Source organism: Roseomonas sp. FDAARGOS_362 (assembly GCF_002754815.1).
GTDB lineage: Bacteria > Pseudomonadota > Alphaproteobacteria > Acetobacterales > Acetobacteraceae > Roseomonas > Roseomonas mucosa.
Genome location: NZ_CP024588.1, coordinates 1,758,209 through 1,784,420, shown reverse-complemented (window position 1 = coordinate 1,784,420; position 26,212 = coordinate 1,758,209). Strand labels below are relative to the sequence as shown.

General features: G+C 70.6%; 23 protein-coding genes. 15 read left to right on the top strand and 8 right to left on the bottom strand.

Annotated elements, in window-relative coordinates:
- Window positions 1-238: 238 nt before the first annotated feature.
- From CTJ15_RS13230 to CTJ15_RS13215, 4 genes are all read left to right on the top strand, one after another.
- On the top strand, window positions 239-595 hold the full coding sequence (locus CTJ15_RS13230) for a hypothetical protein (RefSeq protein ID WP_126281883.1): 357 nt from the start codon (window positions 239-241) through the stop codon (window positions 593-595).
- Between the two features lie 120 nt (window positions 596-715).
- On the top strand, window positions 716-1,381 hold the full coding sequence (locus CTJ15_RS13225) for a GNAT family N-acetyltransferase (RefSeq protein ID WP_226946130.1): 666 nt from the start codon (window positions 716-718) through the stop codon (window positions 1,379-1,381).
- Between the two features lie 133 nt (window positions 1,382-1,514).
- Entirely contained in the window at window positions 1,515-2,927 is a 1,413-nt protein-coding gene (locus CTJ15_RS13220) for an esterase-like activity of phytase family protein (protein WP_171979078.1), read from the top strand.
- A 195-nt stretch (window positions 2,928-3,122) separates the two neighbouring features.
- On the top strand, window positions 3,123-3,650 hold the full coding sequence (locus tag CTJ15_RS13215; RefSeq protein WP_019462678.1) for a GNAT family N-acetyltransferase: 528 nt from the start codon (window positions 3,123-3,125) through the stop codon (window positions 3,648-3,650).
- A gap of 249 nt (window positions 3,651-3,899) precedes the next feature.
- Here the strand turns inward: CTJ15_RS13215 and CTJ15_RS13210 are convergent, their stop codons facing one another.
- Complete coding sequence (locus tag CTJ15_RS13210) at window positions 3,900-5,402, bottom strand: MDR family MFS transporter (RefSeq protein WP_099781612.1); 1,503 nt, start codon at window positions 5,400-5,402, stop codon at window positions 3,900-3,902.
- Between the two features lie 175 nt (window positions 5,403-5,577).
- Window positions 5,578-5,952 (bottom strand): hypothetical protein, encoded by a 375-nt coding sequence (locus CTJ15_RS13205; protein ID WP_075822352.1) that lies wholly within the window; start codon window positions 5,950-5,952, stop codon window positions 5,578-5,580.
- A 39-nt stretch (window positions 5,953-5,991) separates the two neighbouring features.
- On the opposite strand from CTJ15_RS13205, the gene CTJ15_RS13200 reads away from it, so the two are divergent.
- The 7 genes from CTJ15_RS13200 (at window position 5,992) to mdoH (ending at window position 16,841) form a co-directional block, all read left to right on the top strand.
- On the top strand, window positions 5,992-6,975 hold the full coding sequence (locus CTJ15_RS13200) for a metalloregulator ArsR/SmtB family transcription factor (protein ID WP_019462682.1): 984 nt from the start codon (window positions 5,992-5,994) through the stop codon (window positions 6,973-6,975).
- A complete protein-coding gene (gene metH, locus CTJ15_RS13195; protein ID WP_099781611.1) occupies window positions 6,975-10,487 on the top strand; it encodes a methionine synthase in 3,513 nt (1,170 codons plus the stop codon). Before CTJ15_RS13200 ends, metH begins: the two co-directional genes overlap by 1 nt.
- Window positions 10,488-10,511: 24 nt before the next feature.
- On the top strand, window positions 10,512-11,405 hold the full coding sequence (locus CTJ15_RS13190) for a cation diffusion facilitator family transporter (protein ID WP_019462684.1): 894 nt from the start codon (window positions 10,512-10,514) through the stop codon (window positions 11,403-11,405).
- Between the two features lie 66 nt (window positions 11,406-11,471).
- Window positions 11,472-12,371: a TonB family protein gene (locus tag CTJ15_RS13185; protein WP_193009675.1), complete on the top strand. Its 900-nt coding sequence runs from the start codon at window positions 11,472-11,474 to the stop codon at window positions 12,369-12,371.
- 17 nt (window positions 12,372-12,388) lie between these two features.
- Complete coding sequence (locus tag CTJ15_RS13180) at window positions 12,389-12,949, top strand: cob(I)yrinic acid a,c-diamide adenosyltransferase (protein ID WP_019462686.1); 561 nt, start codon at window positions 12,389-12,391, stop codon at window positions 12,947-12,949.
- A 185-nt stretch (window positions 12,950-13,134) separates the two neighbouring features.
- Window positions 13,135-14,682, top strand: coding sequence for a glucan biosynthesis protein (locus CTJ15_RS13175; protein WP_079253252.1), 1,548 nt, complete (start codon window positions 13,135-13,137; stop codon window positions 14,680-14,682).
- Window positions 14,670-16,841, top strand: a complete 2,172-nt coding sequence (gene mdoH / locus CTJ15_RS13170; RefSeq protein ID WP_099781609.1) for a glucans biosynthesis glucosyltransferase MdoH — start codon at window positions 14,670-14,672, stop codon at window positions 16,839-16,841. Before CTJ15_RS13175 ends, mdoH begins: the two co-directional genes overlap by 13 nt.
- A gap of 15 nt (window positions 16,842-16,856) precedes the next feature.
- On the opposite strand, the gene CTJ15_RS13165 is transcribed toward mdoH, so the two are convergent.
- The 3 genes from CTJ15_RS13165 to CTJ15_RS13155 all read right to left on the bottom strand — a co-directional run bounded on the left by CTJ15_RS13165 (window position 16,857) and on the right by CTJ15_RS13155 (window position 20,308).
- On the bottom strand, window positions 16,857-19,319 hold the full coding sequence (locus CTJ15_RS13165) for a bifunctional diguanylate cyclase/phosphodiesterase (RefSeq protein ID WP_099781608.1): 2,463 nt from the start codon (window positions 19,317-19,319) through the stop codon (window positions 16,857-16,859).
- Window positions 19,320-19,323: 4 nt separating this feature from the next.
- Window positions 19,324-19,842, bottom strand: a complete 519-nt coding sequence (locus CTJ15_RS13160) for an oxidoreductase (protein ID WP_099781607.1) — start codon at window positions 19,840-19,842, stop codon at window positions 19,324-19,326.
- A gap of 67 nt (window positions 19,843-19,909) precedes the next feature.
- Complete coding sequence (locus CTJ15_RS13155) at window positions 19,910-20,308, bottom strand: 6-carboxytetrahydropterin synthase (protein ID WP_099781606.1); 399 nt, start codon at window positions 20,306-20,308, stop codon at window positions 19,910-19,912.
- A 369-nt stretch (window positions 20,309-20,677) separates the two neighbouring features.
- On the opposite strand from CTJ15_RS13155, the gene CTJ15_RS13150 reads away from it, so the two are divergent.
- Window positions 20,678-20,893 carry a hypothetical protein gene (locus CTJ15_RS13150; protein ID WP_202801211.1) on the top strand — a complete coding sequence of 72 codons (216 nt, stop codon included), beginning with the start codon at window positions 20,678-20,680 and terminating at the stop codon, window positions 20,891-20,893.
- Window positions 20,894-21,004: 111 nt separating this feature from the next.
- On the opposite strand, the gene queE is transcribed toward CTJ15_RS13150, so the two are convergent.
- From queE to CTJ15_RS13135, 3 genes are all read right to left on the bottom strand, one after another.
- Window positions 21,005-21,637 carry a 7-carboxy-7-deazaguanine synthase gene (gene queE, locus CTJ15_RS13145; protein WP_099781605.1) on the bottom strand — a complete coding sequence of 211 codons (633 nt, stop codon included), beginning with the start codon at window positions 21,635-21,637 and terminating at the stop codon, window positions 21,005-21,007.
- Window positions 21,634-22,197, bottom strand: coding sequence for a 6-carboxytetrahydropterin synthase (locus tag CTJ15_RS13140; RefSeq protein ID WP_099781604.1), 564 nt, complete (start codon window positions 22,195-22,197; stop codon window positions 21,634-21,636). The genes queE and CTJ15_RS13140 overlap by 4 nt, the downstream gene beginning before the upstream one ends.
- A gap of 93 nt (window positions 22,198-22,290) precedes the next feature.
- Window positions 22,291-22,989, bottom strand: coding sequence for an exopolysaccharide biosynthesis protein (locus tag CTJ15_RS13135; RefSeq protein WP_058389561.1), 699 nt, complete (start codon window positions 22,987-22,989; stop codon window positions 22,291-22,293).
- A 202-nt stretch (window positions 22,990-23,191) separates the two neighbouring features.
- Between CTJ15_RS13135 and CTJ15_RS13130 the strand changes: the two genes are divergently transcribed.
- From CTJ15_RS13130 to CTJ15_RS13120, 3 genes are all read left to right on the top strand, one after another.
- Entirely contained in the window at window positions 23,192-23,812 is a 621-nt protein-coding gene (locus tag CTJ15_RS13130; protein WP_058389560.1) for a DUF1194 domain-containing protein, read from the top strand.
- 109 nt (window positions 23,813-23,921) lie between these two features.
- The gene (locus CTJ15_RS13125; protein ID WP_099781603.1) at window positions 23,922-24,968 is read left to right on the top strand and encodes a nitronate monooxygenase family protein; all 1,047 of its coding nucleotides are present in this window, start codon (window positions 23,922-23,924) and stop codon (window positions 24,966-24,968) included.
- Between the two features lie 127 nt (window positions 24,969-25,095).
- Window positions 25,096-26,211, top strand: coding sequence for a 2-aminoethylphosphonate--pyruvate transaminase (locus CTJ15_RS13120; protein ID WP_058389558.1), 1,116 nt, complete (start codon window positions 25,096-25,098; stop codon window positions 26,209-26,211).
- Window position 26,212 lies beyond the last annotated feature (1 nt).

Sequence of the window (26,212 nt, the reverse complement as noted above, 5' to 3'; positions counted from 1 at the left end):
CCGGAAGCTATGGGGTGCCGCGCCACGGAAGGCAACGTGGAATGAACGTTCCTGCCCTGTGGTTTACGTATATTCGCAATGCCACGGGCGGGGATGGCTTCCGCCCCGGCCGGTCACGGGGGGCATCTCATGGGGCGCATCTTCACGCTTCCTCAACCTCCGCATGGTCCCTTGCACCGCGTGCCGGGTCCGGCCGGAGGGGTTCTCGGCCATGGGGCGGGCGCGGGAGGCCTTGGCCATGACCAGCATCACCGCCACCACGGGCACGCAGGGCTATCCGCTGCCTTCCGCCAGCAATGCGAGGACCGGCGCCACCCAGGCGGCCTCCTGCGGCGCCGCCACAGGCGCGTCGCCGGGCGGCGCCGCAGGGGCCAGCCAGGGCGGCAGCGGCACCTCGGAACTCGAGGCCGTCCTGCAGGAGGCAAAGGCCGAGGAGGCGAGGGCGCAGCAGCAACTGGCCGCCGACCAGCAGGCGCAGGCGAGCGCGAGCCGGATCGCCGAGGACCAGGCGGCGTTGACCCAGGCCCAGCAGGCCGTGGCCCAGGCCCAGACCAAGCTCACCGCGGCTGCCTCGCAGGTGAATATCCTTGCCTGATCCTTGCCGGAACGGCTCCTGTCGCGGCGCATTGCCGAAGTGCCGCTTCGGCGCCAGGATCACGTCCCGATGATCACGCCATCCACCGTTTCACGTCAGGGGCCTCCGCTGGGGCCTGTCGTGGACGACACCCCCCGCCCGCTGCCGTCCCGGATCCCGCACCACGGGCAGAATGTGGATCTGGAGCCGCTGCATCCCCGCCACGCCCCGGACCTGTTCCGGGCGGCGACGAATGCCGAGGATTCCTGGGCCTATCTGGGCTATGGCCCGTTCCGAGACGAGGAGGCGATGCGCCGCCACGTGGCCGGCCTCGCCAGCCAGCACGACCCCATCGCCTGGGCCATCCGGCAGCACCGCACCGGCACGGCCGATGGCTGGCTGACCCTGATGGAGATCTTTCCGGCCGACGCGCATATCGAACTGGGCAACATCTGGTTCGGCCCCCGGCTGCAGCGGACCCGCGCGGCCACCGAGGCGATGTTCCTGCTGATGCGCCATGTCATGGACGATCTCGGTTATCGCCGGCTGACCTGGAAGTGCCATGCGCTGAATGCCCCCTCGCGCCGGGCGGCGGAACGGCTGGGCTTCACCTATGAGGGCACGCTGCGCAGCGTGAAGATCGTGAAGGGCCGGTCGCGCGACACCGCCTGGTTCTCGATCCTGGAGGATGAGTGGCCGACGCGGCGGGAGGCGATCGCCGCCTGGCTCGATGATTCCAACTGGGACCATGCGGGGCGTCCGCGCCGTTCGATGGGCGAGATCGCCGGCACGAATCCCGCCCCCTGACAGGCGTGCCGCCGGTCGCCCCGGTCCGGCATGATCCAACATGGAGCCTGCGTCATTCCGGTGTCATGCTTCTGTCACCGGTTTGCAGCCTGCGGAGGCTAAGCGCCGCCCCATGAGAACAGGGGCGATTCGCTTGCCGAACTTCAACCGCGGAACTTTCCGCGCCTCCCTCCGTGCCCTGCTGCTGGGCGGCCTCGTGACTGCCGCCCTGGCCCTGCCCGGCCAGGGACAGGCGGCGGAGCGGAACTTCGAGGCCGTGCTGACCGGCCATGCCGTGCTGCCGGCCAATACCCTGGTCCCGCCTCCCGGCGATGCGCCGGCCGAGGCGCGGATGTCGGGGCGCTTCACCGGCCCGGGCAACCTGCGGACCGACCAGGCCGGCAGCATTCCCGGCACCACCGGCCCGGCGCCCGATGGCCGGCCGACCGGCCTCTCGCTACCCTTCCAGGGGCAGCCGGTGCAGGGCTTCTCCGGCATCAAGCCGGTGGCGGGCGAGCCCGGCGCCTATTGGGTGCTGACCGACAACGGCTTCGGCAACAAGCGCAACAGCTCCGACGCGCTGCTGGCCTTCCGCAAGATCCGGCCGGATTTCGCGACGGGCGCGGTGCAGGTGGAGCAGACGGTCTTCCTGTCCGACCCCGAGCGGAAGGTGCCCTTCCGGATCACCCATGAGGCGACGGACCGTCGCTACCTGACCGGGGCGGATTTCGACCCGGAAAGCATCCAGCCCGTGGCCGACGGCTTCTGGATCGGCGAGGAGTTCGGCCCCTTCCTGGTGCATGTGGACCGCGAGGGCCGCGTCCGCCGCGTGGTGGAAACGAAGCTGGACGGGCAGGTGCTGATGTCGCCCGACAACCCCGCGCTGGGCACCGCGGCGACGCCGAACGGCGTGCTGCCCTTCCGCTCGCGCCGCTCGGGCGGTTTCGAGGGCATGGCGCTGACGCCGGACGGCAAGACGCTCTGGGCGATGCTGGAGAAGCCGCTCTTCAAGCCTGGCAGCGACCAGGGCGAGGGGAACTTCCTGCGGGTGCTGGAATTCTCGCTGGAGAAGGGGGACTGGACGGGCCGCTCGAAGCGCTTCCGGCTCTCGGAGGGTGCCGTGTCGATCGGCGACTTCAACTTCATCGACGACAGCCGCGCGCTGGTGATCGAGCGTGACGATGGCGAGGGCGATCCTTCCCGCGCCTGCACCGGCGGGGCGAAGCCGCCGGCCTGTTTCGCCACCCCGGCGCGGGTGAAGCGGATCACACTGGTGGATATGGGGGCGGATGAGGGCGACGGCGAGATCCGCCGCATCGGCGGCATCGACCTGATGGCGATCCGCGACCCCAAGGGGCTGGCGCGGCAGCGCGGTGACACAGGGCTGGAGGCCGGCCGCTTCTCCTTCCCCTTCCTCACGATCGAGAACGTGGCGCGGGTGGACGACACGCACATCATCGTGGCCAACGACAACAACCTGCCTTTCAGTGCGGGCCGGCAACTCACCAAGGCGGACGACAACGAGTTCATGCTCCTGTCGGTGCCGGAACTGCTCCAGGCGCGCTGATGCGGCCCGCGTGACGCCCTGGGTGGGGGGGACGCAACACCCCGGGCGCCACGCCTCCCTCCCGCCCGGGCCGCGAGGGCTGGGCGGGAGGGCTGTTTCATGGATTTCCCGAAAGAAAGACATCGCCACGCGGGCCGCATGGCTTGTTTCCCGCGCCGCCCGCCGACAAGTTCGGTCGCGAATATGGAGATCTTGATGCCTATTCGCGACGCGCGACCGACCGACCTGCTGGCGATCACCGCCATCTATGCCCATCACGTGGCCCGTGGCACCGGGACCTTCGAGGAGGAGGCGCCGGACCAGGTGGAGATGGGGCATCGCCTGGAGCATGTGCAGAAGGCGGGCTGGGCCTGGCTCGTGGCGGAGAACGAGGCGGGCGAGGTCGTCGGCTATGCCTATTACGCGCAGTTCCGCGACCGCTCCGCCTATCGTTTCGCAGCGGAGGACTCGATCTATATCCGCGACGATGTCCGCGGCCAGGGCGTCGGCAAGGCATTGGTGGCGGAACTGCTGAGCCGCGCCGAGGCGGCGGGATTCCGGCAGATCTTCGCGGTGATCGGCGATGCCGAGAATGTCGGCTCCATCGGCCTGCACCTGTCGCTGGGCTTCCGCCAGACCGGCGTGCTGCGGGCCGCCGGACTCAAGTTCGGCCGCTGGCTGGACGTGGTGTTCATGCAGCGCGCCCTCGGCGACGGCGACCGCACCCTGCCGAGCGACGCCTGAACCACAAGCCTGTCCGCACGGGACAGGCCCGCCGTAGTGTGGTCCGGGGTCGCTCTGTCCCCGGGGGACAAGGCTCCGCCTTTTCCCCCGGCCCCCCTTATCCGCCAGGACACTGCGTGCCCTGGACCCGATGAGTTGGTTCTCGCTGATGCCTGATTGCGCCTGAGAGCATGGCTCTCCGGCGGAGAGGGGGGCCGGGCGGAGAGGCAGCGCCTCTTCCCCGGCGGCCGGACGCGGAGTGCGGCGCCCCTAGCCCTCCTGCGGCCGGGCGCTGTCGCCCAGGTGGGGCTGGGCGGCCGGGTGCGGGATGCGCAGCGCCAGCAGGAAGCTCAGCACCGCCAGGGCAAAGACGGCCCAGAAGGCCCAGTGCAGCCCGTGCAGCAGGGCGGCGCGCAGGGCAGGCTCGACGGGACCGGCCATGCCGCCCTCGCCCAGGATGTTGCGGATCTTTCCGGTGGAATCGGCGCTGCCCGTGGCCCGCAGGGCGCTTTGCGCGCCCAGGTTCAAGATGCCGCCCAGCAGGGCCACGCCGAGCGTGCTGCCCAGCAGGCGGGAGAAGACGTTGGAGGCCGTGGCCGCCCCGCGGCGCGACCAGCCGGTGCTGCCCTGGACCAGCAGCACGCAGGTGGTGGTGAACAGCCCCATGCCGAGGCCGACCAGGAAGGAGGCCAGGGCCGCCAGCGGCAGCGGCGAGTCCGCATCCAGGAAAAGCAGCGGCACGGTGCCCAGCACGAAGAGGCCGGTGCCCAGCCGCGTGGTGTTGCGCATCCCAAGGTGCCGGTTGATGCGTCCGGTCTGGCTGGCAGCCAGGGGCCAGCCGAGCGACATGGCGGTCAGGGTGAAGCCGGAGGCGAGGGGCGAGGCGCCGACCACCCCCTGCACATAGACGGGCAGCAGGGCGGAGAGCCCGATCAGCCCCATCCCGGCGAGCAGGGTGGCGCCGTTGGCGGACTGGATGATGCGCTCGCGCCAGAGGTCCAGGGCGATCATCGGGGCGGCCACGCGGGATTCCTGCCAGAGCAGCAGCGGCACGCCCGCCAGCAGCGCCAGCCCGGCCACCAGCATCCCGGGGCCGCGCCAGGAGGCGTCGCCGCCGGCCAGGGTCAGCAGCATCAGCAGCGCCCCGACGCAGCCGGCGAAGATCAGCGCGCCCGGATAGTCCACGCTGGCGGTGCGGCGCTCCACCGTCTCCCGCAGGGCATAGGCGAGGCCGGCGATGGTCAGGAGGCCGATGGGGATGTTGATCCAGAAGACCCAGGACCAGGAGACGCGCTCCACCAGCACCGCCCCGGCCATGGGGCCGATCACCGCCGAGACGGCCCAGACGCTGGCCAGCAGCCCCTGCACCCGGGCGCGTTCCTCGGGCGGGTAGAGGTCGCCGACCACGGTGGTGCCGACCGGCAGGATGGCGCCGGCGCCCAGGCCCTGAAGCAGCCGGAAGAGGATCAGCGAGGGCATCGACCAGGCGAGGCCGCAGAGCAGGGAGCCGGCCAGGAAGACCGCGATCCCGGCGAAGAGCACCGGGCGGCGGCCATGGATGTCGGCGAGGCGGCCATAGATGACCGTGGTGGCCGACTGAGCCATCAGGAAGGCGGAGAAGACCCAGGAATAGAGGGAGAAGTCGCCGAGCTGCCGGACGATCCTCGGCATGGCGGTGGCGATGATGGTGGATTCGATCGCCACCATGAACATCGACACCATGATGCAGGCCATCACGAGCGGGCGCCGGGCGGGTATGGGCGGGGTGGTCATGGCGTTTCCTCGGCATCCCTGGCGGGCCCGTGCCCGCATCCGGCGTGCATGGCACCGCAAGGGCGGATCTGGAGGGGATCTGGGCAGGCTTTCCCGGAAGGATAGTATGCCGGGCCGATACGGCACGGCCCGCTGCCGTCCGGGCAGCCATGCCGGCAGGACTTGGCCCTCCGGTTCAGCCGCCGCGATCCTCCCGGAACCGGGCCGTCACTACCGAATCCTCCCGCAGCACGCCCTCCAGCAGGGCGGCCGCATCCGGCGTTTCCGTCAGCGCCAGCACGCGCTCGAACCAGGGGCAGGTGCCGCGCACCCGTTCCAGGAACAGGCGGTCCAGCGCCTGGGCCAGGGGGGAGCGGCCGCCGCAGCAGGCACAGGCCACCGCATGGCTGGCGAAGGGCTGGAAGCGGGCCGTGGCCACCGCCCCGCCGATATCCGGGGCGCCCTCCGGCAGCAGCAGCGCGGCGGACGGGCCGGCGCGCAGCGCCTGCCGCAGCCCGGCCGCGTCGGGCAGGCTCAGCACAGGGATACGGGCATCGAGGTTCCAGACCATCCACTCGACATAAGGATATCTTTATGTCATTGTCCAGCTGTGGAAGAACTTCTCGCCCAGCTTCGTGCCGCCGCCGAGCCGACGCGCCTCCGCCTCCTGGCCCTCTGCGCCCGGGGGGCCTGGTGCGTGTCCGATCTCTGCGCCCTGCTCGGCCAGTCCCAGCCCCGCCTGTCGCGCCATCTTCGGCTGCTGACCGAGGCCGGGCTGCTGCACCGGATGCCGGAAGGGGCCAACGTCTATTTCCAGGTCCCCGCCGAGGCCGGCCTCGCCCACATGATCGCGGCGCGGCTGCCGGAGGAAGACGCGCAGCTCGCCGCCGACCGGCGCGCCGCGGCGCGGCTGGCGGCGGAGCGGGCGCGCGAGGCCTCCGAGACCTTCCAGCGCCAGGGCTCGGACTGGGACGAGATGCGTGCCCTGGGCCTGCCCGCCGCCGCCATCGAGGCGGCGCTGCTGGAGGCCCTGCCGGCACGCCCCGGGCGCCTGCTGGATATCGGCACCGGCACCGGTCGCCTGCTGGAGCTGACCGCCGGGCGGGCCGGGGCGGCCCCCGACACCGCCCTGGGCGTCGATGCCTCCCGCGCCATGCTGGCCCTGGCCCGCGCCCGGCTGGCCGAGCGCGGGTTGGCACAGCACTGCGCGGTGCGGCAGGCGGATATGTACCGGCTGCCGATCGCCGATTCCTCCTTCGACACCGTCACGCTGCAGATGGTGCTGCACTATGCCGAGGACCCAGCAGCGGTGCTGGCCGAGGCCGCCCGCGTGCTCGCGCCCGGCGGCCGGCTGCTGATCGCCGACCTCGCCCCGCATAAGCGCGGCGAGCTGCTGGCGCGGCAGGCACATCGCTGGCCCGGCTTCGACGATGCCCAGATCGCCGGCTGGCTCGGCGCCGCCGGCTGCGCCCCGCTTCCCGCCCGGACGGCAGCCATGGGGGGGGAGGGGGCGCTGGAAGTGCGCCTCTGGCCCGCCACCCGCCTGCCGGCCGCCGCGTCCCTTTCCACGCCCGCCGCAACCGAGGCTCCGTGATGTCCCGTCCCCACCTGCTCGAAGCCCTGCGCGAACGCGTCCTGCTCTGCGACGGGGGCATGGGCTCGCGCGTGCAGGCCCTCACCCTGGATGTCGAGAAGGACTACTGGGGCAAGGAGAACTGCACCGAGGTGCTGAACCTGTCCCGCCCCGAACTGGTTCGCGAGATCCATCGCGGCTACTACGAGGCCGGGTCGGACATGGTGCTCACCAACAGCTTCGGCGGCTCGCCGATCACGCTGGAGGAGTTCGAGCTCGGCGACCGTGCCTTCGAGATCAACAAGCTCTCGGTGGAGCTGGCGCGCGAGGCGGCGGAGAGCTTCGCCGATGGGCGCCACCGCTGGGTGATCGGCGATATCGGCCCGGGCACCAAGCTGCCGAGCCTGGGGCATATCGAGTACGACCGGCTGGAGGCCGCGCTGCTGGAGCAGTGCCGCGGGCTGATCGCCGGCGGCGCCGATGCGCTGCTGACCGAGACCAACCAGGACACGCTCTTCATCAAGGCGGCCGTCAATGCGGCCAAGGCGGCGAAGCGCGAGGCGGGCAGCGACATCCCGATCTTCGTGCAGGTGACGGTGGAGACCACCGGCACGCTGCTGGTCGGCCCCGACATCGCCGCCGCCGCGACGGTGATCGACGCGCTGGACGTGCCGCTGATCGGCCTCAACTGCGCCACCGGCCCGCAGGAGATGGCGGAGCATGTCCGCTACCTCGCCGGTTCCTGGCGCGGGCTGATCTCGGTTCAGCCGAATGCCGGCCTGCCGGAGCTGGTGGACGGCAGGACGCACTACCCGCTGGGCGCGGCGGAGATGGCGAGCTGGATGGAGCGCTTCGTCACCGAGGACGGGGTGAACCTGATCGGCGGCTGCTGCGGCACCTCGACGCCGCATATCCAGGCGCTGGACGCGATGCTGCGCCGGCATGGCGGGGCTTCGCACCGGCCGGTGCCGGTGCCGCGCAAGCCGGTCTGGGTGCCCTCGGTCGCCAGCCTCTACGGCGCCACGGCGCTGCGGCAGGAGAACGCGTACTTCTCCATCGGCGAGCGCTGCAACGCCAACGGTTCCAAGGCCTGGCGGGAGCGGCAGGCGGCGCATGACTGGGATGGCTGCGTCGCCATGGGGCGCGAGCAGGTGGCCGAGGGCTCGAACTCCCTCGATGTCTGCACCGCCTTCGTCGGCCGCGACGAGATGGCGGAGATGAGCGAGGTGATCCGCCGCTTCACCGGCGCGGTGAACGCGCCGCTGGTGATCGATTCCACCGAGACCCCGGTGATCGAGGCCTCGCTGAAGCTGCATGGCGGCAAGCCGATCATCAACTCGATCAACTTCGAGGATGGCGAGGGCCATGCGACGGACCGCATGATCCTGGCCAGGAAGTTCGGCGCCGCGGTGATCGCGCTGACCATCGACGAGGTCGGCATGGCGAAGACGGCGGAGGACAAGCTCCGCATCGCCACGCGGCTGGTGGAGTTCGCCGGCGACCGGCACGGGCTGCCGCAGTCGGACCTGATGATCGACCCGCTGACCTTCACCATCGCCACCGGCAACGAGGACGACCGCAAGCTCGGCCTCTGGACGCTGGAGGGCATCCGCATGATCCGGGAAAGGTTCCCGGACATCCAGATCATCCTGGGCCTGAGCAATATCTCCTTCGGCCTGAACCCGGCGGCGCGGCATGTGCTGAATTCGGTCTTCCTGGACCATGCGGTGAAGGCGGGGATGACCGGCGCCATCGTGCATGTCAGCAAGATCAAGCCGCTGCACCTGATCCCGCCGGAGGAGGTGAAGGTCGCGGAGGACCTGATCTATGACCGGCGCAGCGAGGGCTACGACCCCTTGCAGAAGCTGCTGGAGCTGTTCGCCGGCCGCAAGGCGGCCGACATGGGCGCGCGCAAGAAGGCCAAGACCGTCGAGGGACGGCTGAAGGAGCGGATCGTCGATGGCGACCGCAAGGGGCTGGAGGACGACCTCGCCGCCGCCATGGCGGCCGGGCACACGCCGCTCGCCATCATCAACGAGCTGCTGCTGGACGGCATGAAGACGGTGGGCGAGCTGTTCGGCGCCGGCAAGATGCAGCTTCCCTTCGTGCTGCAGTCCGCCGAGACGATGAAGACGGCGGTCGCCTATCTCGAACCGCATATGGAGCGGGCCGAGGGGCAGGAGAAGGGCACCATCGTCCTCGCCACCGTGAAGGGCGACGTCCACGACATCGGCAAGAACCTTGTCGACATCATCCTGACCAACAACGGCTACAAGGTCGTCAATCTCGGCATCAAGGTTCCCTTGCAGCAGATGATGGAGGCGGTGAAGGCGCACCGCGCCAATGCCATCGGCATGTCCGGCCTGCTGGTGAAGTCCACCGTGGTGATGCGCGAGAACCTGGAGGAGATGGCGCGCCAGGGGCTGGAGGTGCCGGTGCTGCTCGGCGGCGCGGCGCTAACGCGCAACTATGTCGAGGATGACTGCGTCCGCGCCTATGCCAAGGACGGGACGACGGGCCGTGTCGCCTATGCCCGCGATGCCTTCGACGGGCTGCACCTGATGGACCGGGTGATGGGCAACGACTTCGACGGCTATCTCGCCGCCCTGCAGTCGCGCCGCGCCGGCAAGTCGAAGAACGAGAAGCGCACGCTGGGCGTCGCGGACCCGCGCGGCTTCGCGCCCGTGGATGTCAACGAGGCGCAGGCGCGGCGGAAGCGGGTGACGGAGGGCGAGGCCGTGCCCGCGCCGCCCTTCTGGGGTGCCCGGGTGATCGAGGCGCCGCCCAAGGCGATCATCCCCTTCATCAACGAGCGCTCGCTCTACCAGTTCCAATGGGGCTTCCGGAAGCAGGGCCGCTCGCTGGAGGATTTCCTCGGCTGGGCCAAGCAGGAGCTGCGCCCGGTGCTCAAGCGCATGCTGGCGCTGACCGAGGCGGAAAGCATCCTCCATCCGCAGGCCATCTATGGCTACTGGAAATGCGCCGGGCAGGGCAACGACCTGATCCTCTTCGAGGAGGACGGCGTGACTGAGGCCTGGCGCGTCACCCTGCCACGCCAGCCGAAGCAGGATGGCGAGTGCATCGCGGATTTCGTGCGCGACGTGCAGGAAGGGCCGGAGAGCCGCGATGTCATCGGGCTCCAGGTCGTGACGGTGGGCCAGAAGGCCTCCGACGTGGCGCGGGAGTGGTTCGAGGGCAACCGCTACCAGGACTACCTCTACCTGCACGGCCTGTCGGTGGAGATGGCGGAGGCGATGGCGGAATATGTCCACAAGCGCATCCGTGCCGAATGGGGCTATGCGGGCGAGGATGACCGCGACATGGACCGGATGCTGCAGCAGGGCTATCGCGGCGGCCGCTATTCCTTCGGCTACCCGGCCTGCCCGCGGCTGGAGGACCAGGAAGGGCTGTTGAAGCTGCTCGGCGCGGAGCGGATCGGCGTGAGCCTTTCCGATGAGCACCAGCTTCATCCGGAGCAGTCAACCTCTGCGATCGTGTTGCACCACCCCCGCGCGAAATACTTCTCAGTCTGACCAGGGACGGGCTATGCCCGCCCTATGTCGCTCTCGCTGACCGAACGCACCGCCTGGACCAGCCTGGCTGTGGGCCTCTTCGTGCTGTCCCTGAAAGGGGTGGCCTGGTGGATCACGGGCAGCACCGCCTTCTTCGCGGAGATGCTGGAGACGGTGGTGAACGTGGCCGCCGCCTCGGCCGCGTTGATGGCCGTGCGCTATTCGGCCATGCCGGCGGACGACAACCACCCTTATGGCCATGCCAAGGCGGAATACTTCTCCGCCGTGCTGGAGGGGGCGCTGATCGTGGTCGCGGCCACGCTGATCCTGCAGGAGGTCTGGACCGCCTGGCAGAACCCGCGGGCGCCGGACCGGCCGATGATCGGCCTGGTGCTGTCCATCGCCGCGGCGCTGGTGAACGTGGTCTGGGCGACGATCCTGCGCCGGCGTGGCAAGCGGCTCGGCTCCCCGGCCCTGGTGGCCGATTCGCACTACCTGATGGCCGATGTCGTCACCTCGGTCGGGGTGGTGATCGGCGTCTTCCTGGTCACGGTGACGGGGCTGCTCTGGCTCGACCCCCTGATGGCGGGCGTGACGGCGGTGATGATCCTCTTCTCCGGCCTGCGCCTGCTCCGCGAAAGCGTCGGCGGGCTGATGGACGAGGCCGCGCCGCCGGAGCTGGTGGCGCAGATCCGCGAGCATGTTTCCGCCAATGCCACCGGGGCGCTGGAGGCGCATGACCTGCGCACCCGCCGGGCCGGGCGCTTCACCTTCATCGACTTCCACCTCGTGGTGCCCGGCGGCATGTCGGTGGACGAGGCGCACGGCATCTGCGACCGGATCGAGGGCACGCTGAAGCAGGAGCTCGGCAACGTGGTGATCTCGATCCATGTCGAGCCGGACGGCAAGGCCAAGCACAGCGGCGTCGTGGTGCTGTGAGCCGGTGGTGCTGACGGGCGCCGGCCCTTCGCCATGAAGGCGGCGCGTCCCGTTGCGGAAAAGGCCGTGCGGCCGTTGCGGCCCGGGGCACGGCCCCTGCGCCGGACCTTCGGCCGGGCGCCGGCCTGGGCGCCGCCGCTGTCGCTGCTGCTGCACGGCGCCGCACTGGCGGCGCTGCTCGGGCTGCTGGCGCCGGAGGCGGTGCACGAGCCGGTGCGGATGACCGGCATCCCCCTGGTCTGGGTCGGGGAGGGGGAGGGCAGCACCGCCCGGCGCCTGGCCGAGCTGCCGCCCCCGGCCTCCCCGTCGCCGCCCGAGGCACCGGAGACCCCGCCTGTGCCGCCCATCCCGGAGGCCGCCCCTGTGCCGCCCCTGGCCCGGCCCGGCCCGGCCCAAGCCGCGCCGGACACGCCGCCCGCGTCGGAAGCGGGAAGCCTGCCCCTGCCGCCGCCCGATCTCCCGTCGCCCGTGGCCGCCCCGGCACCGGGGCAGGGTGCCTCGCCGCTGGCGCTGGACGAGCTGCCCCTGCCGCCCCCGCCGCCCAGCCCGCCCCAACGCCGTCCCGCCCCGCCGCCGCCCGCCCAGGCCGCGCCGCAGCCCGATCCCGGGCGGGCGAAGCTGGCGCTCGACGCTTCCGTGGGCGGGTTGCGGCTCGGGGCCGGCAGCGGCGGCCTGCCGGGGGAGAGCCGGGGCCCGGCCATGCCCGCCGCCGGCTGCGCGGAGGCCATCGGCCTGCCACCGGCCGGGATCGGGCACCGCAACGCCGGCTTCGTCGGGCTGCGGCTGCGGCTTTCCGACAATGGCCGGGTGGTGGAGGCGAAGGTGGCCGTGAGCAGCGGCTTCCCCGCGCTGGACGACTGGGCCAGGACCCGGATCAAGCGCTGCCGCTTCACCCCCGCCCTGCGCGATGGCCGGCCGGTCTGGTCGAGCTACAACACCTCCGTCTATTTCGACGAAGCCCACTGACCCCCGGAGGAACCCTCATGGTGAAGCTCGACGTGATCACCACGCGCGGCGGCGATGGCGGGGAGACCTCGCTGGGCGACGGCACGCGGCTGCGCAAGGATGCCCCGCGGATCGCGGTGATCGGCACGGTGGACGAGCTGAACGCCTGCCTGGGCCTGATCCGCCTGCACACGGGCGGGCTGCCGGAGGCGGATGCCATGCTGGCGCGCCTGCAGAACGATCTCTTCGACCTGGGCGCCGACCTCGCCGTGCCCGGCGGCGATCCCGGGCGCCTGCGGATCAGCGACCGGCAATGCGCCCGGCTGGAGGCGGAGGTCGCGGCGATGAACGCGGCGATTCCGCCGCTGCGTTCCTTCATTCTGCCCGGCGGCACGCCCGGGGCGGCGCAGGCGCATCTGGCGCGCACCGTGGCGCGGCGGGCGGAGCGCGAGTTCGTGCAGCTTTCCGCGCGGGAGGCTTTGAATCCGGTGGCTTTGCGCTATCTGAACCGGATGTCCGATCACCTCTTCGTCATGGCGCGCCACCTGAACGAGAACGGGGCCCGCGATGTCCTGTGGATTCCAGGGCAGAACTATTAATCCAGAGCGCTCTTTCGTGATGCGTCACGAATTTGCCCAACCCTTGCCAAAACCGCGCGATCTAAGCCGTTAGCAACCTTTCCCGCCCAGCCCGCGCGCCCCGCGCGGGCGGTGGACCGGGCCCACCGTCCCATGCGAAGGGCGGAGGCCTGGACACGACGTTCCTGTCCCTTTCGGAGGTGCCGGTGCTCCGCCGCAACCTGCTCGCCACGATCCCCGCCGCCTTCGCCCTTGCCGGGGCGGCGCACGATGCAGCCGCCCAATCCTCGGCCCCTTCCGGCGGGGCCCAGCCATCCAATGCCCCGGTGCCCTTCGACGGCAACGCGGTGCGCGGCATGGCGCGCGACCTCGCCGCCAAGCCCTTCCGCGCGCCGGACAGCGACCTGCCGCGCGAGCTGGCGGACCTGACCTACGACAAGTACCGCGACATCCGCTTCAACCCGCAACGCGCCTGGTGGCGCGATGCGGGGCTGCCCTTCCAGATGCAGCTCTTCCACCGCGGCTTCCTCTACAAGCAACGGGTGGAGATGTACGAGGTCGCGGAGGGCAAGGCGCAGCGCATCCTCTACAGCCCGGACCTGTTCAGCTTCCAGGACCTGGAGCCGCCGAAGCCCGCCGATCTGGGCTTCGCCGGCTTCCGCCTGCATGCGCCGATCAACCGGCCGGACTATTTCGACGAGATCTGCGCCTTCCTCGGCGCCTCCTATTTCCGCGCCGTGGCCAAGGACCTGAAATACGGGCTCTCGGCGCGCGGCCTCGCGCTGAAGACGGCGGAACCCACGGGCGAGGAGTTCCCCTTCTTCCGCGCCTTCTGGGTGGAGCGTCCGCGCGCCGGGGTGAATTCCATCACCGTCTGGGCACTGCTCGACAGCCAGAGCGCCGCGGCCTCCTACCGCTTCACCATCCGCCCGGGCCAGGACACGGTCTTCGACACGGAGGCCACGGTCTTCCCGCGCGTGGACATCGCCGCCGCCGGCATCGCGCCGCTGACCAGCATGTTCTGGTTCGCCGCCAACGACCGGCTCGGCGTCGATGACTACCGTCCGGCCGTGCATGATTCCGACGGGCTGATGATGCTCTCCGGCCGGGGCGAGCAGATCTGGCGGCCGCTGCACAATCCGCGCGACCTGCAGGTGAGCTATTTCGGCGACGTGAACCCGCGCGGCTTCGGGCTGATGCAGCGCAAGCGCGCCTTCACCAACTTCGATGACCTGGAGGCGCGTTACGAGCGCCGGCCCAGCGCCTGGGTGGAGCCGATCGGCGACTGGGGCGAGGGCGCGGTGCAGCTCGTCGAGATCCCGACCAACTCCGAGATCCACGACAACATCGTCATGGCCTGGCGACCCAAGGAGCCGCTGAAGGCCAAGGGGGAATACGGCTTCGTCTATCGCCTGCACTGGCTGCCGCAATGGACGGGCCGGCCGGAGCTGGGGCGGGTGACGGACACCCGCGTCGGTGCCGGGATCAACAACCGGAACGCGCGGCTCTTCGTCATCGGCGTGGCGGGCGGCAGGCTGGATTCGCTGCCCGCCGATGCGAAGCCGGTGCTGGAGGTCACCTCCGACAAGGGCAAGATCCTCAATCCGGTGGCGCAGCCCAACGGCGAGACGGGGGGCTGGCGCCTCTCCTTCGAGCTGGAGCCGGGCAGCGAGACCCAGGCGGAGCTGCGCGCCGTGCTGCGCCTGGGCGACGAGCCCCTGGCCGAAAGCTGGGTGTACCGATGGACGGCGTGACCACGGACACGCCGCGCCAGCCCCATCCCGCCGATGCCGGCTGGCATGCCCTGCCGCCCGAGGCGCCGCTCGCCATGCCGGTGCAGAACCTGCGCGGCCCCGCGCCGCCGGGTGGGCCGGCCACCCGCCCCTCCGCGCCCCGCTTCATGGGGCTGCGGCGGCTGCTGGTGATCGGCGGCGCCGTCGCGCTGACGGCACTGGGCGGGCGGGAGATGTACCTCGTGCTCGACCTCAGCCGCCCGACGACGTTGCAGGTGCTGCTCTTCCTGCTCTTCCTGGTGCTCTTCGCCTGGGTGGCGCTGAGCTTCACCTCCGCACTGGCAGGGTTCTTCCGCATGTTGGCGGGGCCGGAGCGGCGGCTCGGCATCTCCGCGCGCGACCCGCTGCCGGAGCTGCGCGACCGCACGGCGCTGCTGATGCCCGTCTACAACGAGGCCCCGGCCCGGGTGATGGCGGCGCTCCAGGCCATGCACGAATCCCTGTCGGCGTTGGGCAGGGGCGAGAGCTTCGACATCTTCATCCTCAGCGACACCACCGATGCCGATGCCTGGGTGGCGGAGGAGGCGGCCTTCCTGGCGCTGCGCGCACGCACCGGGGACCACCGGCGCATCTTCTACCGCCGCCGCCCGAGGAACACGGAACGTAAGTCGGGCAACATCGCCGAATGGGTGACGCGCTTCGGCGCCGCCTATCCGCAGATGCTGATCCTCGACGCCGACAGCGTCATGGAGGGCGAGACGCTGGTGCGCCTCGCCGCCGCGATGGAGCGGTACGAGGATGTCGGGCTGATCCAGACCCTGCCGGTGATCGTCAACGGCCGCTCGCTCTTCGCGCGGATGCAGCAGTTCGCCGGGCGGGTCTATGGGCCGCTGATCGCCGAGGGCATCGCCTGGTGGCATGGCGCGGAGGGCAACTACTGGGGCCACAACGCCATGATCCGCACCCGCGCCTTCGCGGAACAGGCGGGCCTGCCGCACCTGAAGGGGCGCAAGCCCTTCGGCGGCCATATCATGAGCCACGACTTCGTGGAGGCGGCGCTGATGCGGCGCGGCGGCTGGGCGATCCACATGGTGCCCTCGCTGCGAGGCTCCTACGAGGAAAGCCCGCCCTCGCTCACCGACCTCGCCATCCGCGACCGCCGCTGGGCGCAGGGGAACCTGCAGCACGCGGCGGTGCTGCCGGCGCGCGGCCTGCACTGGATCAGCCGGCTGCATCTGCTGACCGGCATCGGCTCCTACATCACCGCGCCGCTCTGGTTCCTGTTCCTGTTGGTGGGCCTGCTGACCTCCCTCCAGGCGCGCTTCATCCGGCCGGAATACTTCCCCACCGGGCCCAGCCTGTTTCCCGACTGGCCGGTGGTCGATCCGGTGCGCGCCATGTGGGTCTTCATCGGCACGATGGGCCTGCTGCTGGTGCCGAAGCTGCTCGCCTGGATCGCACTGGCCTTCCGCCCGGCGGAGCGGCGGGGCTGTGGCGGCGCCATCCGTGCCTTCGTCAGCATGCTGGTGGAAACGGTGATCGCCGGGCTGATGGCGCCGGTCACCATGCTCACCCAGTCGGTGGACGTGGCCTCCATCCTGCTCGGCCGGGACAGCGGCTGGAACGCGCAGCAGCGCGAGGATGGCAGCCTGCCCTTTCGCGAGGTGCTGCGGCTCTACTGGCGGCATACGGTGTTCGGCCTGCTCTTCGGCGGGGCTGCCTGGCTGGTCTCGCCCTATCTGGCGCTCTGGATGCTGCCGGTGATCCTCGGCCTCGCCCTGGCGGTGCCGCTGGCGGGCTGGACGGCGCGGCGCGGCGCGGGGGAGGCGCTGCGCCGGCTGGGGCTGCTGCTGATCCCCGAGGAGCGTCAGGTCCCCGCCGTGCTGGAACGCGCCAACGCGCTGTTCCGCGAATGGCGGGACCTGCCCGCCGCGCCGGCGGAGGCCGTGCGCCACCTGGCGGGCGACCCGGTCCTGGCCGAGGCGCATCGCCGGATGCTGCCGCCGCCACGTCGCCCGCGGCTGGACCCGCTCGATCCCGCCCTGCTGCTGGGCCTGGCGCGGGTGGAGGAAGCGGAACGGCTGGAGGAGGTGCTTCCGGCCCTGTCCCGGGCGGAAAAGGCCGCCGTGCTTGGCGACGCCCGCGGGCTGGACCTGCTGCTGGCCATGACGGGGCGGTGACGGGGGCGGCCCCGTTCAGCTTTCCGCCAGGGCGGGCATCCAGTGCGCGAGCTGGCCCGGCTCGCTCGGCCTGCCCAGCAGGAAGCCCTGGCCCTGGGTGCAACCGGCCTCGCGGAGCTGCTGGAGCTGGTCCTGGCGCTCGATCCCTTCCGCCGTGGTGGTCATGCCCAGGGTATGTGCCAGGGCGGCGATCGAGTTCACGATCGCCAGGGAATCCGGCCGCGCCGACATCTCCCGCACAAAGGACTGGTCGATCTTGATCTTGTCGAAGGCGAAGCTGCGCAGGTAGCTGAGCGAGGAATAGCCCGTCCCGAAATCGTCCAGCGCCGTGCTGATGCCGAGGTCGCGGAACTGGCGGAGAATGGCCATGACGCGCTCGTTGTCCTGCAGCAGCGCGGATTCCGTGATCTCCAGCTCCAGCCGGCACGGCGGCAGGCCGGAGGTCTCCAGCGCCGTGCGGACGGCCTGCACGATGTCGCCGCGCTGGAACTGCAGGGCCGACAGGTTCACCGCCACCCTGATCGGGTCGGGCCAGCGCATCGCCTCGGCACAGGCGCGGCGCAGCACCCATTCGCCGATGGGCACGATGAGGCCCATCTCCTCGGCCAGGGGGATGAACTGCGCCGGAGAGATCGGGCCGCGCTGCGGGTGGCGCCAGCGCAGCAGGGTCTCGAAGCCGTTGAGCCGGCCGTCCTCCAGATCGAAGATCGGCTGGTAGACGAGGGTCAGCTGCTCCTGTGCCAGGGCCGTGCGCAGGTCGGCCTCCAGCAGCGCCCGCTCGTGGATCTCGGCCTCCATCGCATCCTCGAAGATGCGGTAGGTGCCGCGCCCGGATTCCTTGGCGCGGTAGAGGGCGAGGTCGGCCTTGCTGAGCAGCTGGTCCGGCGTGACCCGGTTGTCCTGCGTCGCGGCGATGCCGATGCTCACGCCCACCACCACGACCCGTACGGACAGGCTGTAGGGCGCGCCGATCACCTCGATGATGCGCTGGGCCAGGAGCTCCGCCTGGTGCGGCTGGTCGAGCGAGCGGTGCAGCACGGCGAACTCGTCGCCGCTCAGCCGCGCCACGACCTCCGTGGAGCGCAGGCAGCCCTGCAGGCGCTGCCCCACCAGCTCCAGCAGCGCATCGCCCGCCGGATGGCCGAGCGTGTCGTTCACCAGCTTGAACTGGTCGAGGTCGAGGCAGAGCACGGCCATCTCGTCGCGCCCCGGCCGCAGGTCCTGCAGCGCCTCCTTCACCTGGCTGCGAAAGAGATGCCGGTTGGGCAGGCGCGTGAGCATGTCGTGATGCGCCATGAAGCGGATGCTGGCCTCGGTGCGCCGGCGCTCGGTGATGTCGTCATAGGTCGCGATCCAGCCGCCATCCGGCATCGGCTCCTGCGTCACCTCCAGGGCGCGGCCCTCGGGCACCTCCACCACCAGCTCGGCGCGCTGCTGCTGTTCCGAGAGGCGGCGGTGCTCCTCCAGGCTGCGCTGCGCCAGCTCCCGCCCCGAACGCTGATGCCCGGCGAGGCGGAACAGCTCCTCCGCCTGCATCCCCTGCCGCACCGAGGCGGGCGGGATGTCGAAGAGGTCGAGGAAGCGGACATTGCAGACGATCAGCCGCTGCGCCGCATCCACCATGCACAGGCCCTGCGACATGTTGTTCAGCGCGGCATCGAAGCGCGTGTTCTGCATGTGCAGGTCGCGGTCGCGCTGGTGCAGGACCTCGTTCTGCGCCTGCGCCTCCAGCATCGCCTCCTGCACGTTCTCCTTGGCCTCGATCAGCTCCTGCCGGTTGCGGCTGAGGTCGGAGACCAGTGCCTGCATCCGTGCATAGGTCTGCCGCAGCAGGCGGTTGTTGCCGATCAGGAAGGCGACGAGGCCCAGGGAGCACAGGATCAGCCCGAGCAGGACGCCCGAGAAGGTCCAGTGCAGCACCGTCAGGTCGCGCAGGTCCTGGGCATTGCGCTCGGAACTGTCGCCATAGGCGGCCGCCGAGATGCGCAGCAGGTCCTGGTTGATGGGGGCCAGCAGCCGCAGAACCTCCTGCGGCGTGCCGGCCGCCCCCAGCCGTGGCAGCAGCGCCTGGACCTGGGTGGCGACCTGGTGTGCCCTCGCCAGGGCCGCGTCCATATCCGGGCGCCGGTCGAAGAACTCGCGCGCCTCGCCATTGCCGAAGAGCTGCAGCCGGTTCTTGAAGATGTCGAGCCAGAGCTGGACCTGCTCCTCGTCCCGGTCGCCGTCGGGCAGGGCATAGAGGGCCACCACGGTCTGCAGCCGGTTCAGCTCCGGTACGGACTGGGTCACCAGCCAGGTGAGGTTGTAGCGCGACACGTTCTCCAGCGCGTGCTGGCGCTGGACGATCAGGACGGACAGGTAGAAGGCCACGCCGATCAGCAGGATCGTGGCCGCCAGCAGCACGGATCGCGAGCGCGAGGCCCAGGCCGGCAGGGCGATCGATGCCGGGAGCGCGGGAGGGCCGGCGGCAGGCTCCATCGGGCTACTTGACGATCAGCCGCGTCACCTGCCAGGCGGAGCGCCCATAGTAGCGCTGCGCGCGGAGATCGGGGTTGCTGTCATAGGGATAGACGATGAAGAACGGACCCTTGTCACTGACCGGCATGTAGTTGCCGTCCCGCTTGAAGGCGAGCAGCGTGCCGAAGCGGGAGAAATCCTCCACCGGCAGTTCGGTCGTGTACTCGTTGAGGGCAACGGCCTGCACCGTGGTGCCGAAGGCGCCCAGCTCCTCCAGCAACTTGGCCATCGGCACACCCTCGAAGCGCACTGGCTGCTCGTACCAGGGGGTCTGGGTCACGATGCTGCTCATGCCCAGGGCTTCCAGCATCGGGCGGTCGAGCCGGGCCAGATCGCCGTCGTTAAAAACCTTGATCTTGCCCGCAACGGTCAGGACAGGCCTGGCAGCCGGTGTCCCGAGTGGGCCGGCGGCGCCGGCCAGCAGGGCGCCCGTCAGGCTCGTCAGGAGCCTTGCCATGGAGCGTCGCGTCAGCCGATCGTCCATCGTTATCCTCTCCACAAGCGAGCGCCACAGGCCATTCCGGCCAGCATACGTGATTTTCCTGGTGCAATCACCCTCCAAGGTTGTGAATTCTGTCCGTTACTATCTTTCCGGCCTCGGAATGACCGGAATAGGTACAACCTTCCGCCAGGCCGTCCGGTCCCCGCCGCACGACGACGCGGTCGAGTCCATCCAGTTCGGTGGAAAGCTGTCCCCAGATCCAGCGCGCCACGTTCTCCAGGCTGGGATGCTCCAGGCCCTCGATGTCATTCAGGTAGGTGTGGTCGACTTTCAGCCGGACCTTCTCCACCACCTTCTCCACCTCGTAGAGGTTATGGGACCAGCCATAGACCGGGTCCGGCTCGCCCCGCAGAAAGACCTGCACCAGGAAGGAATGCCCGTGCAGCCCCGAGAAGGGGGGAAGCTGGTGCGCGGCCTCGAAGGTGAATTCCTTCAGGGTTTCAATCATGATCGTTCCCGAGCCGCAGGATGCGGCAAGCTGTGGAATTGTATCACGACAATAACGACAACCATAAGATTATGGTTTACGAGGAAAACAACCTTTGGTGGAGTGTGGCCTGTTTTCCACGTGACGGGTCCAGGCCCGGCCACGGCGAGGGTCGGGCTGCGAGGGCTTCCGGAACCGCGTGGATGTAGGCGGTAACGGGGAAAACTGCCAGGTTGAAAGAAATTCTCATTCTCGCCTCTGGTCCTGTTCTTGTGAAGGAAGCGATTGTTCTTGGAGATTGTTATCCATCCATGACCGGCAACAGGATGCACCCGTTCCGGAACACGTGGCGCAGGCCGCGCCACATCGACCGCATTTTGGAGGATCACGATGTCTGCTGCCTCGATGAATCAGGCCGCCTGCGAGAAGTGCACCTTCTTCGACCTGCACATGGCCGGGCAAGCCGCCCCGAAGCATGACGAGAAGCTGGGCCTCTGCCGCTACAACCCGCCGGTGACGCAGCCCAGCGCCGAGGCCCATGGCCTCTGGCCCAAGGTTTCCAACGACGATTGGTGCGGGCACTACGAGCCGGAAACCAAGCACTGAGCTTTCCGGCCGGGACCGGTCCGGTGACCTGACAGGCTTCTCCCGGCCGGTCCAAACCTCACCCTGGCCCGGGGCGAGGGCGGACCGGCGTCAGGCAGCCGGAGGCAGGGGTCAGGGGATGCCGATCAGTTTATGGGTTTGCAGCGACAGCCGCCATTGTGGGTGTTCCAGGCAGTAGCGCACCGCCGCCTCGGTATGGGCCAGCCGGTCCGGGCCATCCATCGGCTGCAGGTAGAAATGCCCGAATTCCAGCGGCGGCAGGGAATCGGGCATCAGTTTGGGCTGTGGAAAGACAAGCTTCAACTCGGAGCCGCACCGGACCTTGAGCGGAGCGCCGGCCTTGGGGCTGATGCACAGCCAGTCGATCCCCTCTGGCGGCTCCACCGTCCCGTTGCTTTCCACCGCGATCTCGAAGCCCCGCTCGTGCACCGCCGCGATCAGGTGCGTGTCGAGTTGCAACAGCGGTTCGCCGCCCGTGAAGACCACGTAGCGATGCGACGCACCGCCGGGCCAGGCGGCCTCGATCGCCGCGGCCAGGGCCCCGGCATCCGCGAAGCGGCCGCCGCCTTCGCCATCCATGCCGATGAAGTCCGTGTCGCAGAACTGGCAGACCGCCCCGGCACGGTCCTCCTCCCGCCCGCTCCAGAGGTTGCAGCCGGCGAAGCGGCAGAAGACCGAGGGCCGGCCAGCCTGTGCGCCTTCGCCCTGGAGGGTCGCGAAGATCTCCTTGACGGTGTAGCTCATGCTGCGCCCACCACGGCCCGCAAGGGCATGGACAGGTCGTTGATGCTGTCATCCGCCCGCTGCCACCAACGGGGTGCCCCGTCCAGGGCGGCGGCGGGCAGGAAGGCCAGGGGATCGCCGTCGAAGGTGACGGTGTTGGTGGGCGTTTCCTCGATCCGGATGCCGACGCAGCGCAGCCGGCCGCCATCCTCCGCCAGAAACGTGTTCAGCTTGCTCATGAACAGGCAGGCCAGGACCTCGGTGGTCGGGTCGCCGGGCGTGACCAGGAGGCGGTCCAGGCGATGCGGCTCGTTCTGGCGGAACCAGGCCAGCAACGGGTCGTGTTCCGCGATCTGAAAGGCATGATCCACTGCCCCGTCGATCCAGCGGTGCCAACGGGACTTCGCGCGCTCGAAGGGCTCGACCATGTTGGCGTGGCCGTCCAGCGGCGCCGGGTGGGCCGCCTCCAGCCGCACCGTCACCGTCTCGTTGTGCCCATGCGGCACGGCGCATTTCTCCGAACCGCCCGACAGCAGGCGGTGCCCCATGGCATAGCGGCGTGAAAAGACGAGACCGAACATGCGCGGTCCTCTAGACCAAGGCGGGCCCGTATAGAAGCGAGGAGCGCCCGGCCCGGCTCCGCGTTCGCGGCAGGGCGGCCCAAAGGAACCAAGTCAGAGAAACCAGGACAGTCCCTGGAAGCCGAGCCAGCAGATGGCGATGAGCACCGCCGCCGCGAAGAGGCAGCCCGCCGCGGTCAGCGCCACGCCCCAGCCGACCAGCCGGTTGTCGCGCTCCACCACACCCAGGGCCATGACGATGTTGCCAAAGGCCGGCGGGCCATTGGTGCCGGGGCCGGGCAGGATCAGCATCACGGCGCAGAGCACGGTGAGCCAGCCGACGAGCCGGTCCCCGGCAGGGGAGGTGAACCAGCCGTCATGCGGGTGCAGCCGCGCCTCGAAGCGCCGCAGCCAGCGGGAGGAGCTCCCCGACAGGCGGAGAAGGTCGGCGCGCTTCACCGAGCGCCGTGCCAGAAAGCCGGGCAGGGCAGGCATCTGGCGGCCCAGGCCCATCTGCGCGCCCAGCAGGAGCATCGGCAGGCCGAAGACGCTGGCCATGCCGGGCAGCAGCGCCGGCAGGCAGAGGAGCAGGATCAGCAGGCCGAAGGCGCGGTCGCCGAAGGCTTCCGCCATCTCGCCCAGGGTGATCCGCTCGCCCGGACAGGCGGCCGCGACCTCCGCAATGATGCGGGAGATGGGAGCACCCTCATGCAGATCGCCGCCATGGGAGGCACCGCCTGTGGTCGTGGAGGGGCCGGGCGTGGAAGGGGAGCGCTGCGGCCGCAGGGCCGCCTCGTCGGAAACACCATCCATGCGGAAAAGCCTGCTCCTCCTCGCGGGTCGTCGGGGCGGCCCATGCCGGGCACCGGCACGCAAGCTGGGGGCTGGCGGAGGCGAAAGCGAGATCGAAAGTGGATTTTTCTCCATCTTATTACAATCGGTCACCCTCCGCCTGCCTTCGGCGGGATCGGACGGGGCTTCCCGCGCGGCCGGGCGGCATGCTCCAAGCGATGCCATGCGGGACGTTGATCTGGCGCTCTGCCTGGCGGTCGATGTGTCCGCCTCGGTGGATTACGACGAGTTCGGGCTGATGATGGGCGGGCTGGCCGCGGCCTGGCGGCAGGAGGCGCTGGTCGCCGCCGCGACCTCGGGCCCGCGCGGCGCGGTGGCGGTGACGCTGCTGCAATGGTCCGGACCGGGGGCACAGGCCCTGGCAGTTCCCTGGCTGCTCGTGACGGATGGGGCCTCCGCCGCGGCCCTGGCCGATGCGATCGACAACTCCCCCCGCCTGCCGCCACCCGGCGCCACCGCGCTGGGCGAGGGCATGGCGGCCGCCCTGGCGCGGCTGGCGGCCTTTCCGGCGTGGGCGGAACGGCTGGTGCTCGATGTCTCGGGCGACGGGGCGGGCAATACCGGCCGCCCTTCCGGTCCGGTGCGGGATCTGGCGGTGGAGGCAGGGGTGGTGGTCAACGGGCTGGCGGTGCTCAACGAGGAGCCGGACCTGCTGGCCCATTACGAGGCGGAGGTGATCGGCGGCCCGGGCTGCTTCGCCATGGCCTGCGCCGATTATGCCGATTTCGCCGAGGCCATCGCCCGCAAGCTGTTCCGCGAGATCCGCGGCAGCCTTTCCGTCTGACTCCCGCAGCCCACCCGGCCCGGCCGGCCCGCCAACCACCGGAGCCTGCCTGTGACGAGTGGACCGGAAGGTCTATCAGCGGGCGACGAATCGGAGGGAAGATATAGCCATGCGCGATCCGCTTCTGGTCCGGCTGGGGGTCCGCTCCCCGATCATCCAGGCGCCGATGGCGGGCGTCTCCACCCCCGCCCTGGCCGCCGCCGTCTCGGAGGCCGGCGGGCTGGGCTCCATCGGGGTCGGCGCCGTGGCGGCGCCCGCGGCACGGGAGATGATCCGGGAGATCCGGGCCCGCACGGCGGCGCCCTTCAACGTCAACCTCTTCTGCCACCGCCCGGCCGCGCAGGACCCGGCACGGGAGGCCGCCTGGCTGGCGCGGCTGCGCCCGGCCTTCGCGGCCCTCGGCGCGGAACCCCCGGCGGCACTGCGCGAAATCTACGCCAGCTTCCTCACCGACGAGGCGATGCTGGCCATGCTGCTGGAGGAGCGGCCGCCGGTCGTCAGCTTCCACTTCGGCCTGCCCGATGCGGCCCGGCTGGCAGCGCTCCGCGATTCGGGCATCACCCTCCTCGCCACCGCCACCAGCCCGCGCGAGGCCGCCCAGGCCGAGGCGGCGGGCGTTCATGCGCTGGTCGCCCAGGGCATCGAGGCCGGCGGCCATCGCGGGGTCTTCGACGGCCTGCCGGACGAGCGGATCAGCACATTCGCCCTGGTGCGCCTCCTGGTCCGCCAGTCGCGGCTGCCGGTGGTCGCGGCCGGGGGGATCATGGACGGGGCCGGGGTCGCGGCGGCCCTGCGGCTGGGTGCCGCTGCGGCGCAACTCGGCACCGCCTTCATCGCCTGCCCGGAATCCTCGGCCAGCCCCGGCCACCGCGCGGCCCTGGCCGACGGGCGTGGCACGGTCGTCACCGCCGCCATCTCCGGCCGTCCGGCGCGTGGGCTGGAGAACCGCTTCACCGCCGAGTTCGGCGCGGGCGAGGACGCGCCCGGCTATCCGTTCACCTACGACGCCGGCAAGGCCCTGCATCAGGCGGCCATGGCGCGGGGCGAGGAAGGCTATGCCGCCTGGTGGGCCGGGCAGGGCGCGCCGCTGGCCCGCGCGATGCCTGCCGCCGCGCTGGTCGCGACCCTGGTTCGCGAGGCCGGGCTGGAAGGCTGATCCCGGACTCCGGGAGGGCCATGCGGGGAAAAACCCCGGACCGAGGCTTCCCTCGGCGCCGGGGCTGGCGCAGCCTGCCGCGCGTCCGTTCATCCAGATCCGGCCATCCAGATCCAGAGGTACCCCCATGCTGCTGCTCACCCCCGGCCCCGTGCAGACCGATCCGCGGGTGCGCGCCGCCATGGCGGTGGACATCGCACCCTGGGACCTCGACTTCCGCGCCGAATATGCCGAGATCCGCGAGAAGATCGTGGAGGTCGCGGGCGGCACGCCGGGGCATCACGTGACGCTGCCCCTGCAGGGTTCCGGCCATTTCGTCGTGGAGGCCGCGATCCGCACCTTCGTGCCGGCGGGCGGCGCCTTCCTGGTGCCGATGAACGGGCAGTACGCGGAGCGGATCTGGCGGCTGGCCAGCGAGGCGGGGCGCAGGCCCATCGCCATCCCCGTGCCCGACACCCGGCCGGTGACGGCGCAGGAGATCGCCGCCGGTTTCGCCGCGCATCCGGAGGCCAGCCACCTGATCGCCGTGGTCAGCGAGACCGGCAGCGGCATCGTCAACGACCCCGCCGTGATGGGCGAGGCGGTGCGCAAGGCCGGGCGGCGCATGATCCTGGACATGGTGAGCGCCTTCGGCGCCTGGCCCTTCCGCCTCGCCGAGCATGACGAGATCGATGCCGTCACCTTCACCTCCAACAAGTGCCTGGAAGGCATGCCGGGGCTGGGCTTCGCCGTCTGCCCCGCCGACCGCACGCGCGAGCGCGCCGGGCAGGCCGGGAGCTGGAGCCTCGACCTGGGGGACGTGATGCTGACCGCCGAGCGCGCCGGCTGGGGCTCCTTCCGCTTCACGCCCCCGGTGCAGGCGCTGCGCGCCTTCGGCGTGGCGTTGGAGCTCTACGAGGCGGAGGGCGGGCAGAGGGTCCGCCTCGCCCGCTACCGCGAGAACATGCGGGTGCTGATGGATGGCATGACGGCGCTGGGGCTGCGGCCCTATCTGGCACCGGAACACCAGGGACCGGTCATCGCCACCTTCCACCAGCCGCCCGGGCCGGAGGCGGGCGGGCGCTTCGTGCTGCAGGACTTCGTCGATGCGCTGAAGCAGCGTGGCGTGCTGATCTCCAACTTCCACACCACGGAGGCCCCGACGCTGCGCATCGGCTGCATCGGCGCCATCACCCCGGACGACATGCGCCACGCCGTGGCGGTGATGGGCGAGGTGCTGGAGGAGATGGGCGTCCTCGCCTGAT

Bases quoted from the DNA above. Each gene is read 5' to 3' on its own strand.
- CTJ15_RS13190 (WP_019462684.1), top strand. From the start codon at position 10,512: ATGTCGCTCTCGCTGACCGAACGCACCGCCTGGACCAGCCTGGCTGTG.
- CTJ15_RS13230 (WP_126281883.1), top strand. From the start codon at position 239: ATGACCAGCATCACCGCCACCACGGGCACGCAGGGCTATCCGCTGCCT.
- metH (WP_099781611.1), top strand. From the start codon at position 6,975: ATGTCCCGTCCCCACCTGCTCGAAGCCCTGCGCGAACGCGTCCTGCTC.
- CTJ15_RS13180 (WP_019462686.1), top strand. From the start codon at position 12,389: ATGGTGAAGCTCGACGTGATCACCACGCGCGGCGGCGATGGCGGGGAG.
- CTJ15_RS13130 (WP_058389560.1), top strand. From the start codon at position 23,192: ATGCGGGACGTTGATCTGGCGCTCTGCCTGGCGGTCGATGTGTCCGCC.
- CTJ15_RS13155 (WP_099781606.1), bottom strand. From the start codon at position 20,308: ATGATTGAAACCCTGAAGGAATTCACCTTCGAGGCCGCGCACCAGCTT.
- CTJ15_RS13215 (WP_019462678.1), top strand. From the start codon at position 3,123: ATGCCTATTCGCGACGCGCGACCGACCGACCTGCTGGCGATCACCGCC.
- CTJ15_RS13150 (WP_202801211.1), top strand. From the start codon at position 20,678: ATGTCTGCTGCCTCGATGAATCAGGCCGCCTGCGAGAAGTGCACCTTC.
- CTJ15_RS13125 (WP_099781603.1), top strand. From the start codon at position 23,922: ATGCGCGATCCGCTTCTGGTCCGGCTGGGGGTCCGCTCCCCGATCATC.
- CTJ15_RS13165 (WP_099781608.1), bottom strand. From the start codon at position 19,319: ATGGAGCCTGCCGCCGGCCCTCCCGCGCTCCCGGCATCGATCGCCCTG.
- CTJ15_RS13135 (WP_058389561.1), bottom strand. From the start codon at position 22,989: ATGGATGGTGTTTCCGACGAGGCGGCCCTGCGGCCGCAGCGCTCCCCT.
- CTJ15_RS13160 (WP_099781607.1), bottom strand. From the start codon at position 19,842: ATGGACGATCGGCTGACGCGACGCTCCATGGCAAGGCTCCTGACGAGC.
- CTJ15_RS13140 (WP_099781604.1), bottom strand. From the start codon at position 22,197: ATGTTCGGTCTCGTCTTTTCACGCCGCTATGCCATGGGGCACCGCCTG.
- mdoH (WP_099781609.1), top strand. From the start codon at position 14,670: ATGGACGGCGTGACCACGGACACGCCGCGCCAGCCCCATCCCGCCGAT.
- queE (WP_099781605.1), bottom strand. From the start codon at position 21,637: ATGAGCTACACCGTCAAGGAGATCTTCGCGACCCTCCAGGGCGAAGGC.
- CTJ15_RS13120 (WP_058389558.1), top strand. From the start codon at position 25,096: ATGCTGCTGCTCACCCCCGGCCCCGTGCAGACCGATCCGCGGGTGCGC.
- CTJ15_RS13210 (WP_099781612.1), bottom strand. From the start codon at position 5,402: ATGACCACCCCGCCCATACCCGCCCGGCGCCCGCTCGTGATGGCCTGC.
- CTJ15_RS13205 (WP_075822352.1), bottom strand. From the start codon at position 5,952: ATGGTCTGGAACCTCGATGCCCGTATCCCTGTGCTGAGCCTGCCCGAC.